General features: G+C 39.1%; 10 protein-coding genes. 6 read left to right on the forward strand and 4 right to left on the reverse strand.

Annotated features, from left to right (window positions below; all coding sequences use genetic code 11):
- The 4 genes from K5Q58_RS19760 to K5Q58_RS19775 form a co-directional block, all read right to left on the reverse strand.
- A partial coding sequence (locus K5Q58_RS19760) for a M48 family metallopeptidase (protein WP_220755571.1) occupies positions 1–303 on the reverse strand: 303 nt, incomplete at its 3' end.
- A 66-nt stretch (positions 304–369) separates the two neighbouring features.
- A complete protein-coding gene (locus tag K5Q58_RS19765; RefSeq protein WP_220755572.1) occupies positions 370–3,225 on the reverse strand; it encodes a TonB-dependent receptor domain-containing protein in 2,856 nt (951 codons plus the stop codon).
- 440 nt (positions 3,226–3,665) lie between these two features.
- A complete protein-coding gene (locus tag K5Q58_RS19770; protein WP_220755573.1) occupies positions 3,666–4,853 on the reverse strand; it encodes a porin in 1,188 nt (395 codons plus the stop codon).
- Positions 4,854–5,076: 223 nt separating this feature from the next.
- A complete protein-coding gene (locus tag K5Q58_RS19775) occupies positions 5,077–7,551 on the reverse strand; it encodes a DNA polymerase II (RefSeq protein ID WP_220755574.1) in 2,475 nt (824 codons plus the stop codon).
- Between the two features lie 191 nt (positions 7,552–7,742).
- Between K5Q58_RS19775 and dinG the strand changes: the two genes are divergently transcribed.
- The 6 genes from dinG to K5Q58_RS19805 all read left to right on the forward strand — a co-directional run.
- Positions 7,743–9,818: an ATP-dependent DNA helicase DinG gene (gene dinG / locus K5Q58_RS19780; RefSeq protein ID WP_220755575.1), complete on the forward strand. Its 2,076-nt coding sequence runs from the start codon at positions 7,743–7,745 to the stop codon at positions 9,816–9,818.
- A gap of 8 nt (positions 9,819–9,826) precedes the next feature.
- On the forward strand, positions 9,827–10,600 hold the full coding sequence (locus K5Q58_RS19785; protein WP_220755576.1) for a TSUP family transporter: 774 nt from the start codon (positions 9,827–9,829) through the stop codon (positions 10,598–10,600).
- Positions 10,597–11,262, forward strand: a complete 666-nt coding sequence (locus tag K5Q58_RS19790; RefSeq protein WP_220755577.1) for a primosomal replication protein — start codon at positions 10,597–10,599, stop codon at positions 11,260–11,262. The genes K5Q58_RS19785 and K5Q58_RS19790 overlap by 4 nt, the downstream gene beginning before the upstream one ends.
- A gap of 9 nt (positions 11,263–11,271) precedes the next feature.
- Positions 11,272–11,982: a DUF2057 domain-containing protein gene (locus tag K5Q58_RS19795; protein ID WP_220755578.1), complete on the forward strand. Its 711-nt coding sequence runs from the start codon at positions 11,272–11,274 to the stop codon at positions 11,980–11,982.
- A gap of 37 nt (positions 11,983–12,019) precedes the next feature.
- Positions 12,020–12,925, forward strand: a complete 906-nt coding sequence (locus K5Q58_RS19800) for a histone deacetylase (protein WP_220755579.1) — start codon at positions 12,020–12,022, stop codon at positions 12,923–12,925.
- A 36-nt stretch (positions 12,926–12,961) separates the two neighbouring features.
- A partial coding sequence (locus K5Q58_RS19805) for a late competence development ComFB family protein (protein ID WP_220755580.1) occupies positions 12,962–13,275 on the forward strand: 314 nt, incomplete at its 3' end.

The following is a 13,275-nucleotide window of genomic DNA, read 5'->3' on the forward strand; positions in this document are numbered from 1 at the left end:
ATTCGGTGATACTCTTTGTTCAAGTAACTTATAATCTGATTTAGCTTTTTGATAATCTTTTGTATTTTGTAAAAACTTCGCTCTGCGATAGTAGTAATTAATATTATTGGTATTTATCAATATTGCTTTATCCATAGCTCTCACAGCTAGCTCTACATCAGTTTTCTCATAAACAGCACTCGCCAAATACCAAAAAAAATCATCATTAGAAAAATTATTTTTCATCGCATCTAACTGTTTAACTGCTAAAGCAAGATTACCATTTCGTATATTTTGTTCTAAACGTGAAAGTTCATTCTGCAAAACTTAATCCTTAGGCATAAAAAAGGCCAGTATATACTGGCCTTTTATTTGAAGTTAACTTTTAAATTAGAAGCTAACTGTTACACGACCGTAGAAGTAACGACCAGTACCATCATATTGATTCACATCAAACGAGTTAGCGAATGCTTGTACAGATACAGGAGGCGTTTCATCAAAGATATTGTTAACACCGACTTCAAATCGAGTATTAAAGGTATCTATGCGGTAAGCGGCCTGTAAATCATGTACATAGTAATCACCGTAATCATTGTAGTAATCACGTACTTCATCATCCCCAGTACCAGTTGAGGTGTAGCCATCACATAAGCCTTCATAGTCTTCAAAACCGTTACAATCTTCAGTTTGACTACTAATGAAACGAGTTTTCCAATTAACTGAAACATCTTCATATGACCAAGATAGTGTCATATTTGACTTAAGTCTAGGGTAACCATCATCACCAAAGTTTTGGCCAGCATAATTATCTGTTTCAATACCGTTATCATCAGTCAGTGAATAATTATCAGTATAGGTATTATCCCAAGCGACTTTGAAATCACCAACTTCTGTTTCAATACCGTAGTTAAACGATACGTCCCAACCACTAGTTGCTAATGTACCTAAGTTAAGGGCTGGGTTAACAAATAAAGAAGGGATACCACTTGGTGAACGTTCTAATATTGAATCACAATATTGTGCTACAGGGTGATTTTGTTCACCAGGTACACCAGCACAGGTATCGAGTACTTGTTGGTGACCTGCACGTGTAATTACATCTTCAATTTCAATATCCCAGTAATCAATCGATACATCAAACCCTTCAGCCCAGCCTGGATTATAAACTAAACCAGCACTTAAGCTCTCTGAAGTTTCTGGTTGTAGTTGCGAATTAGAACCAGTTTGCCCTTCAATTTGTGAATTTGGCTGTGTATATGCTGGCGGTACACCTACACATCCTGGTAAACCATCACCACCGTTATTACATGGATCTTGTACCGATGGGAAAGTAGTACTTAATCCAGCAAATAGATTGCTAATAGTTGGCGCTCGGAAGCCTTCTGACCAAGTTGATCGTACTAGTAACTCTTCAGTTGGACGATACTGCATTGCTACTTTAGCACTTGTATTATCAGCATCGAAACCTTCAGAGTTTTCAAGGTCTGTATAACGAATCGCAAATTCAAATTCTAGTAATTCAGCAAATGCCATGTCTGCTAAAACCGGAACTACAAATTCACCGTAGTAAGAGCTCTCTTTGAAAGAACCTTCAGTTGGTAAAATCTTACCACCTGTAGACTGACCAGAAGTAACCATATAATCAGGACTATTGAAACCAGATTCTTTACGGTATTCCCAACCAAAAGCAGCGCCGACTTCACCAGCTGGCAAATCAAATAGTGAACCAGTCACGTTTGCTGTGTAGTTAGTAATTGAATCGCCGCTAGAGCTTTGTTCAGTTGTTGATATATAATCTAACTGGTCTTGAGTAATTGATCCTTCACCACCGAATAGGTTTAAAGGAACACAAGTTGCATCTGCATTACACTCTGAACTTAACGCATGACCAATACGGGTCTTATTTAAACGACCTGTTGTTGTTGATTTACCTGAGTTTTCACCATAAGCATAATGAGCACCCCACGACCACTCACGTTCACCGATGTCAAATTCGCCATCAAGTGCAACAGCAAAACGCCATGTATCTTGGCTTTGTTCAAATATACGGTTACCATTTTCAATCATACGACGACCGATGAAACCAGTCGAATAACTATCAGTTCCTTCAGCAAAAATATCTTCACCGAATGGGTTATAGATATTATCAGCAGAAACGACTGTTGGCTCTAGTGCTTCAGCACCACCAGCCCAAGGGCCAATAAATAATGGCATTGGAGCTAATAACTGTGAAGACTCACGATGGTTATATAGTGCTTCAGTTGATATACGAAGATTATCAGCTAACTCATAAGTACCTTGAATAAAGCTACTCCAACGCTCTTGAGGAGTTAGCATGTAGTTTGCTGGAGCGTAGTTATAACGAACATCATTAGAAAATGGTTGGAAATCATTATAAGCTGTTACATTTCCATCTGCATCTAACGTAGGTAATGTTGGATTACCTTGTGTCCAATCAAAATCATCAGCAACTGAATAGTTAGCAAAGCCATTGTTTGCAGTAGGGAAAGTAAAACGACCTTGTGGTGTTCCTGAACTACCAAAGTCATTACCTGTATTGTATACAGGCTCACTTGAAATATCTCTGTCACCAGCCCAGATAGGACTTGTTTTAGTGTAACTTGTATTAAAGAAAATGCTTCCTTTTTCGCCAACTTGACCTAAAGAAAGATCAAACTGTTCTTGGTCACCATCACCTTCGGCTGATTGACCGTAATATGCTGAAGCTTCAACACCTTCGAAGTCATTACGAGTAATAACGTTAACAACACCAGCAATAGCATCTGAACCATATACTGCTGCAGCACCATCTTTAAGCACTTCAATACGTTTAATTACAGTTGAAGGTATTGTGTTTAAATCAACTGAACCACCATCGCTAACCCAGCGACGTCCATTAACTAGTACTAAAACTCGGCTAGAACCTAAGTTTCTCATACTCAGACGAGTTGAACCGTCACCACCATTGTTAGACTGTGTATTGATCGCAGCGCCACCAATGGTCATTGTATTAAGGAAGTCACCTACTGAAGTTAAACCACTTGCAAGCAAGTCTTCACGATTAACAATCTCGACTGGCTGAGCGCTTTCCATGTCCGTACGTTTAATACGCGAACCTGTTACTTCAATACGTTCTACTTTTGCGCCTTCTTCTGCAGCAAAAGCTACTGGCGATGTGAATGCTGCCGCAGCTGCACCGCTAATCATTGCTAGACGCACTGATTTAGCTAATAAATTCTTATGCATTGTCAATCTCCCTGGACTTATATCTTTCTTATTTTCCAACTTGTTTAAGGACAAGCTGGTGAATGTGTGCGAATTACACCGCTACTACATTTCAAGAGCAATAAAATCACAAATAAAACATTTATTCAACATATGTTTCATTAACATAACGGGTGACTGAGGCTTTTACGTAGTTAAAGTGTCCATTTTTATGGACACAAACAGAGCTTTCATCTACTAGCAAAAGGCAAACACTTGAAAGAATAGGGTTTTATTAATTACCAAGGAAGACTAACGATGTTAATAAAATGTTTTTAACTGCTTTATTTTTAAGCGGCAAAAATGCTCTACTTAAGCCTAAAAACACATTAATTTAACATTTTAACTATATTCCTTTTTAAGAAGCCAAAAAAAAACACCCATAAATGGGTGTTTTTAGACGTTTGAAAAACTATTTGTTACTAAAGAGTGTAACGAATACCGAAACCAATACCGTCATCATCAGATAACTTCATTGCAGCTTCTTCACTACCACTGAAGTCACTATTATCGATACGACCTTCTAAGTAAATAACTGTATTAGCATCCCAGATGTAATGTAAGCCAGCTACAGTGAACTGACGTTTGAACGTGTCACCTTCGTAGTCAGCTTTGTACTCATCACCAGCATCTAAGATATTGTACGAAAGGAACGCACGGATATTGTTGTCAAAACGGTATGATAAAAGCGTTTCTACACCATAAGCTTCTGAGATCAGACGGCCTAAATTGTCTGTGTCGTGGAACTCTTGCTTACTGTAGTTAGCCGCTGCGTATAGACCTTCAGCATCCCAACCGCCGTAAGTTAGACCCAAACCGTAGATTATATCAGTTTCTTCAATTTTTTCATTTTCTACAGTAGAACCTTTGAATTCACCTACGTTTACACCCGCTGTAACAACGAATTTATCTGTAGCTTGATAAGTTAATGCTAAACCGTAAGTATTGTTATATTCAATTGTAGCAACAGTTTGTTGAACATTGATCATTGGAGATACTGGAGGCTCACCATCAACAGTACCGTCAGATAGCACGTCAAACTCGTCTTGCTTTAACTGGGCTTGAACAGCAAAACTAAAGTCACCAAATGCATTACGGTATTGAACCGTTTTGTCGCCACGACCAGTACCATTTACCGAACCGTCGCCTTTGTTATATGTATAAGTACCTGAAGCATCACCATCCCATACAAAACCGTAGTTAGTGTTGTAAACGACGTCGTACCAAGCACCCCACTGCTTACCTACAGTTAACGTACCGTAAGTGTCATGATTAACACCAACATAGCCCAAACGGTTCGATAGGAAGTCGCCATTCTCATAAGAAAGTTGGTCATTGTTATAAATAATTTCACTGTCACCAAATGGATTTACGCCCCACTCTAATTTAGCAAAAGTATTCCAGCCGTCACCCATTTGGCGCTCAAAGCCGAAATTAATGCGTGATGCACCATTGACCACTTCAGTAGTATCTTGACCATGGAAAACACGAGCATCAATAAAACCACCAATTTCTACAGAATTTTTATCATCTTTGTAGATTTCGATAGCTGAAGCCGTTGGTACGAACATTACAGCTGCAAGTGCTGAAGCGATTAAAGTTTTTTTCATCAAGCTAAACCTTCCCATTTAATTTTCATCATTATTTCTGATAACAGTCCATTTTGTTTGTATTATCCTTTCATCAAAGGCTAGCACGCAGAAATATCTCGAAACAAAGAAATGAGCGTTTTTTCCTCCTGAATATACCAAAACAACACATCAGACAGTACAATCAACTACGAAACCATTAAAAAATAGTAACGAATAACCATAAATGCAATATCGATTAACGCTAAATTAACATCATTTGATTATTACTAAGACTATCAAAGCCCTCACCTAGCAATGCTAAAACAGGTTCAGCAATGGGTTTTATCTGTTTTTCGACATAATATTGATAATCTATCGCTTCATTTTTAGCTTCTATAGGCTGCGCTCCATTAAGCGTCATTCGATATTCAACCATACTACCTCGCCTGCCAGCGCTTTCATTTCCAGTTATCTGGCACAATCTGATTGCAGCTTTAACATGCGGCGATGATTTAGCAGTGTATTCCTCAACATTTCTTTTGAGCCTTTTCCTAAATATCAGCTCCTCATCTAACTCGCCTTCTTCGAGCTTTTGCAGTTGTTGCTGCAAATAAGACTTCACATCGCCTTGTGTAAATAGTAAAAGATATAAGTGGTATTGCATCCTTCTAGCTACTGGGCTCCAATCACTTCTCACCTGCTCCATTCCTTTAAAAGTCAGCTCTATATGGCCTTCGCTATCTTTTGACGCACCTACATAGCGTTTTTTACTCCCCGCATCTGAACCTCTGAGTGTAGGCATGACAAATTGATTAAAATGGCTCTCAAACTCTAATTCCAAATAACTTTCAATTTGATAATTATCGGTGCACGTTTGTCGCCATTTCTCGGTAACAAGTCTAGCGAGCGTTTGTCCCACACAATTTATATCTTGTATTTGATGATTTTCACCAAGCCAGACAAAGGTTGAATCAGTATCACCGTAAATAACCTTATAGCCTTCGGCTTCAATCCAACTTTTAGTTTGCTTCATAATTTGATGACCGCGCATAGTGATCGAACTAGCAAGCTTCGCATCATGAAATACACAGCCTTTAGACCCTAAAACACCATATAAGGAGTTCATGATAATTTTAATAGCTTGAGATAGTGGTTTATCTTTATGAACTTTGGCGAGCTCTCTTTGCTCAGCTAGCTTTGCAATTAATTGCGGTAATATAGGATTTTCACGGCTAAATTGTGCTTCTAAAAAGCCAGGTACAGTCAACTCTTTTGTTTGGTGTTCGGCTTCAACAAGCCCTTTGGGATCGATTAAAAATGTGCGAATGATTGAGGGATATAAACTTTTAAAGTCGAGAACTAATACATCTTTATAAAATCCAGGTATAGAATCCATAACATAGCCACCTGGCGACTCTAACCCTTTGCTTGCTGCTCTTGCAGGTGCAACATAACCACTGCGATGAAGGTGCGGTAAGTATAAATTATTGAACGCAGCGACTGATGCGCCCACTCGACCAAACTCTAGTCCTGTTAACTTTGCTCTTTCCAATGCAAAAGCGAGAAGTTGTGTGTTTTCAAAAATATCCCAGACAAGACGGCAATCAGTTAAGTTGTAGAATGCTAATGCAAGTTTATCGTTAGCAAATAAGTGACAAATCTCTTGGCCACGATTTTCAACATGGTCGATTGCTTTACCTTCATTAAGTAGATGCTGAGACACATGCTCTAGAGAATAACGTTCGAATTGATAAAACGCCGCTTTAATCCAATCAATCCCATCGAGCACAACTCTGCCCGGAAGTGATAAGGTTTCAGGCCTGAATTTATCTTCTACTTTCCATGAAAGTTCAGTACTAGCCCTTCCAATCAACAAAGGAATACTATGTAATTGACAGCGCTTATATAATAAAGCTAAATCGAACGTCACCACAGCCCACCCAATAATTACATCAGGGTCATAATCAGTAAACCAATGGATTAACGCATGGATTAATTCAACTTCGTTATCGACCCACTGAATATATTCACTTGAGCTTGTATAAACTTTAGCATTTGAGTTACCTTCTTCGTTTTCAGCAAGCTTATTTTCATCAAAGGTTGGCTTGCCGACCATTATCACTTTTTTATATATGTCACATTGATTATCAAGTGCAGATTTTGAGCCATATAAACCCACAGAATATAGCTCGCCTGTCGGGCTACATTCAAAATCCAATGAAACCATAGATAATGGAATATCCAAATCAGCCTTTCTTGCTTTCGTCGCTATATATGAAGGCAGCGATTGCTGCAATGGTGGCGCAGATGCAATAAATTCAGCATCTAACGCGATAAAACGTTCGATTAAATAACGTTGCTCCACTTTAATGTCAGCTTCATAGATATCGATGCCTGCATCATTAGCAATCCTCAATAACTGCTTTTGTACCGTGGTTGATTTAAGGTAAATACATGACACTTGTTGATGACTAAAATTTTTAAGTTTTATCGGCTCTATGCGGATGCCTGAAGTAAAATGCTGCAGTAAAAATGCACTGTCTGACTGTTTGCAAAAACAAATGACTTCAGCTTGCTCAATCTCGATTAACGCAGGACCTGAAGCCGTTTTTAAAAAATATTGCAGTAACAAACGACCATGCTGATACTTAGCATGCCTAGTCAACACTCTACCTTTAACAGACGTTAAAGTAAGATTAGACTGCAAACTTACTGGTGATTCACTAGCAATTATCATTTATTCATCAACCAAATGATTTTTACCTGCCAAAATGTGACTCTCAGATACGTCAAATTATCCACCTTTAAAGTATAAGACTTATCTAAACCTTCGATTATTTATTCCGAACATTCAAAATCACTGTTATTATGTACAGCATATACCAGCCAATAAAGAATTAGTAAGTAAAGATTGCTAATGGGTCATACATGTTAACGGATCATATCAAAACTCAGATCCGCACTATCTATAAAGATATTGCGACTGCGATGCCAAACTTTCGTTCTCGCAGAGAACAAAACTACATGGTTGCAGAAATCTCGAAGACGTTAGCAGGTGATTACGATAAACACAGGCGCATTATGGTCTGTGAGGCCGGAACTGGTATTGGTAAGTCGCTTTCTTATATTTTAGGCACCATTCCATTGGCACTTGCCAGTAAGAAAAAGGTCTGTATTGCAACGGCGACAGTAGCACTTCAGGAGCAATTACTTCATAAAGATTTACCCTTCTTTTTACAACAATCTGGTGTCGATTTTAAATTCGGCTTAGTAAAAGGCAGACAACGTTATGTCTGCCTAGCCAAACTCGCTGCGATGATAGGCCCGGAAGACACCTCACAAATGGCGATGTGGCAAACAAAACCAGATCAAAGCCAAATAGATTTATTGAAAGGCATTCATCAAAATTTTCAAGAAGGGAAATGGAATGGTGAGATTGATACATTAAAGCAGCCATTGCCAGATTTTTTATGGCAACAAATTTGTTGCGACAAACACAGTTGTCACAGACAAATGTCGAGTCATCACAACTGTCCGTTTCATAAGGCCCGAGAAGATGTAGAAACTTGGGACGTGTTAATCGTCAACCACAGTTTATTGTTTGCCGACCTAGAACTCGGTGGCGGTGTTATCCTCCCTGAACCAGAAGATATGTTTTATGTCATCGATGAGGCTCATCACTTGCCAACAGTTGCCAGAGATTTCTCTAGCGCTCAAGCAACCCTTAGAGGCGCAAGTGACTGGTTAGAGAAAGCCTCTAAAACCTGCTCAAAACTGCAAAACCAACTTAAGACGACTCATATCATTGCACCAGTACAGGCGATGCTTGATCATATTGGAGATTTAGTGACTCAGCTAAATCAAGTGGCTCACTTTTGCGATACACAGCCAAAACTTTTTGCCAACCCAGAAACTCGCTTACGATTCGAAAATGGCAAACTTCCAGAGTCATTACTAATACAAGCAGAAAACTTAGCAACAACATCAAATCTTGCGGTTAAGCAATTTACCAAAATCCAAAGTGTACTTAATGAAGCTATCAAAGATGGTGAGCTGCCAAAGCATCAATCGGAAGCTGCATTATCAGAAGCAGGTTTTATACTGCAGAGATTAGAAAACCTTGCAAAACTTTGGAAAATGCTCGCAAAAGAGGACTCCAAAAAAGGCGCTCCCATGGCACGCTGGGCTGAATTAATAACCGGTAAACAGCAAGATTATTTATTCTGTGCTTCTCCTATTGAAGTTGGCTTTATGTTGGAACACATGCTGTGGCAAAAAGCTGCGGGGGTCGTGCTTTGCAGCGCAACTCTAAGGGCATTAAATAATTTCAATCATTTCGCGCATCAAGTTGGATTATCTCTAAATGACGGCAGTCGCTTTCTAGCATTGCTATCACCATTTGATTACGAAAATAATGCCACCTTATTTATCCCCCAGATGAATAACGAGCCCACTGAAGATGCTTTTACCGATGAATTAGCGGAACAGATTGTCGCTCTTGTTGAAGATGAAATGGCGACACTCGTCTTGTTTGCTTCTTATTGGCAAATGGAAAAAGTGACTGATCAAGTGATGAGTAAAATTCCAAAAGGCCAGCTATTTGTCCAAGGCACAATGCCAAGACAACAAATCCTCCAGCAACATAAACAGCGATGTGATGATGGCAAACCAAGCATTATCTTCGGTACTGGAAGCTTTTCAGAAGGGTTAGATTTACCTGGAGATTATTTAACAAACTTAATTGTTACTAAGTTGCCTTTTGCTGTACCAACGTCTCCAGTTGAACAAGCTCATGCAGAATACATTAAGAGTAAAGGTGGCAATCCGTTTCTGCAGCTAACTATTCCTGATGCTTCACGAAAATTAATCCAGAGTTGTGGTAGATTACTCCGTAAAGAAGATGACTATGGTCGTGTCACCATTTTGGATAGACGTCTTATTACCAAGCGTTATGGCAAATCACTCCTCGATGCCCTACCGCCTTTTCGCAAAGTTATAGAATAGGTATATTTTTGGAATTATTGTTAGATCCAAGCCACTGGGTAATCTTGGCCGTTATAGGCCTTGTGGCCGGTTTTATTGATGCCGTAGTCGGTGGTGGTGGGTTGCTATCTATTCCAGCACTGTTAACTATGGGTATCCCACCACATTTAGCACTAGGAACCAACAAACTAGCAGCTTGTTTTGGTTCAATCACAGCTGGCTACACCTATTATAAGCAACAATTAATCAATCTTAGATTTTGGAAGACGGCTTTTATAACCACCTTTTTGGGCGCCATATTAGGCAGTATTTTTGTTTATTTAATTGATGCAGCTTGGCTTGAAAAAATCTTACCGTTAGTCATTATCAGTATTGCTATCTATACCTTATTTAGTCCTAAAGCTATGGGGGAAAACCTCAAAGCTGCACCTATAACCTCACCCTGCAAACGAAAACAAGCTGCCCAAGGCGTATTACTCGGCGGCTATGATGGTTTTGCAGGACCAGGGATTGGCGCTTTTTGGACAGTATCGAGTATAAGATTACACAAATTACCTTTACTCAATAGTTGCGCATTAGCACGAGTAATGACGTCAGTAAGTAATGTCACCGCTTTGGTTATTTTTGCCTTGTTAGGCGAAGTAGACTGGATTTTAGGACTGTGGATGGGCGTATGTATGATGGCGGGATCGTATATTGGTGCTAAATCGGCGATTAGATTTGGGGTCCCATTTGTTAAGCCTCTGTTTATCTTTACTGTTTTGTCGATAGCAGCACACCTTGCGTGGACGGCTTGGCTATGAGAAATACCAATCAACTAATTTACCAATTAAAACAGCAACTAAGCTCACTAGAGCAAGATGCGCTTTATCATGACCAGCAATTACCTGCCCAACAAAAAAAAATGCTGCAAGATATTGAACGATTTAACTCACAATTGTTTATTCAACAAGGTGCGCAATTAAGCCCTTGCATAGTTCAACTAAAAAAAGATATTCAGCAGTTAGAAAAGCAACTTTCTTTAAAACTCGATGTCAAAATTATCGAATTAAGTTGTCAACGTATACAAGATCGTTTTACAGCGCTGCGCCGAGCATTGGTTACGACCAATATAAACGTAAAAACAGCAGAGCAAAAACGCGCCAATAGCCGTGCTCGATACGCAAAAAAACAACAGCAACAACATTCAGACAGCGGGTTTGGTTGGATTGCTAGTAATGTGATGAAGAATAGCCATCAAATTTATCAAGAATTAAATAAACATTTGAATTGGGCTACAACTTTTGAACAAAAAATTGCAGAAATGGAAACTAAGCTTGCAAACTGTCACAGTACTGACAAAATCACGATACAAAATGAAATCCTTTCCCTACATCGAAGATTAGGGAAATGCCGTCAAGCAATTAGCTATATTGAAGAACGAATTCAAATGTTTGAACGGCCGCATAGAAATAACCATCGTTAAGGAGCAACAATGAAATTTACTCTCCCGCTAAGTGCAGCATTAATAGCTTTCGTCACTTCAACATCGGCTATAGCGGCTAATATGACCATTCCTATGTCTTTTGAATACCTAGCGCTTGACGGTAAAGAAATAGATACCAATATGTTTACTCATAAAACCGATTTAGCACTTGAAAATGGTGACCATAAAATAGCGATTCGCTATCACGATATGGTTGATGACGATTTTAGTGATAGTCAAAGTTTTGTGAAATCATCACCGTTTATTATTGATATAACCGTTGATGGTGATCATGAATATTTATTAAAGCCAGCTGATGGCGACTTTGTTAAAAGACCAAAATCATTTGCGAAAGATCCACAAATCGTGATTTCACGTAAAGATAATGGTTCAGTCATCTATAAAGTGACGCAAACAGACTATAAAGAAAGTAGCTTTATCAGTAATTTGTTTAGCGGCAATAAAGGCGAAGATATTGACACTTTATCTGCATCAGCCACTGACGGTAATACCAAAGCAATCCCTGTTGCTGCTGTTGCGACAAGTGCTACTGTGGCGGCCACAGCTCCGTCTGCTGCCCAAGTTGCACCAGCGCCAGCTGTTGCACAAGCAGGTGATAAGACTGCCACACATCCTGAACAGATGCTGCAATACTGGTGGTTACAGGCCGATGAAGAAACCAGAAAAGAGTTTATGAGCTGGGCTATCAAACAACTTTAAGCGCTAGGTTTCTATCACTTAAGCAGCTGACTTACAATTGAGTATTCCACTTGTATATCACGCCAGCTATTCCAAGCTGGCGTTACCTTCCCACCATCGATTTCCAACAACTAAGTACCAGTTACTAAAGCAATATTTGCTCGACCAAAGAATTGCACAACCAGAACACTTTTATTCGGCAGATAAAATCAAATCAGACTCAATCAAGCAAATCCATCAATCACAATATGTCGATAACTTTATCCAAAACAACCTCGACCATAAAGTAATGAGACGAATTGGGTTCCCTTGGAGTGAAGCTTTACTTAATAGAACTTTACACGCTGTTGGTGGTACGACTTTATGTGCTGAATTAGCAATACAACATGGCATAGCTTTACACTTAAGTGGTGGTTATCATCATGCTCATTATGATTACGGTAGTGGCTTTTGCATCTTCAATGACTTAATGATTGCCGCGAATACAATGCTCCTTACCGGCAAGGCAACCAAAGTCCTCATTATTGATTGTGACGTGCACCAAGGTGATGGCACAGCTACATTATCAACTAACGTTGAAAATATAGTGAGCTGTTCTTTTCATTGTTTAAAGAATTTCCCTTCAAGAAAGTCGCATTCAGATCATGATATAGAGTTTGACAAAGGAACTGATGATGAACACTTTCTTCAAACTCTACAACAAGTCGTGCCTTATCTCATTAGTATTCACCAACCCGATTTTATTCTTTACGATGCTGGCGTAGATATTCACACCGATGACGACTTAGGCTACCTCAATATATCTACAGCAGGTATTTTTGCCCGTGATAAGTTTATATTTGATCAAGCTAAACTTGCTGACATCCCAATTGCAGCGGTAATTGGTGGCGGATACAGCCGCGATGAAGCTGAATTAACCAAGCGTCACAGTCAACTTTTTATTGCAGCCAACTCAATCTGGTAGCAAACTAGCACAAAAGACATTCTGCTGGAGCTAAATATGCAAGTTGATATTCGTAATTATTATGAAGTGCTACTCATGGAAATATTAAGAGATGAAGGCTTATTGGAAGAGTTGCCAGAAGAGTACCTAGCAGATTTGTGTTGCGTCACCCTAAACCAATTGCCTGTTCGTTATATCAGACATTTAGTCGATACCTATTTCTTCGAAGATTATAATGAATTACAAAAAATGAAAAATGAGATACAAATTGCCCTAGAAAAGTCTCGTGATTTTTTGAAGGCCAATTTAAAGAGACGTATTGCAGAAGAGGAAGCTGATGCCAAAGCCAAGCTTGAAGCATTACCAACTAT

It is taken from the genome of Shewanella sp. KT0246 (assembly GCF_019654955.1).
Taxonomy (GTDB): domain Bacteria; phylum Pseudomonadota; class Gammaproteobacteria; order Enterobacterales; family Shewanellaceae; genus Shewanella; species Shewanella goraebulensis.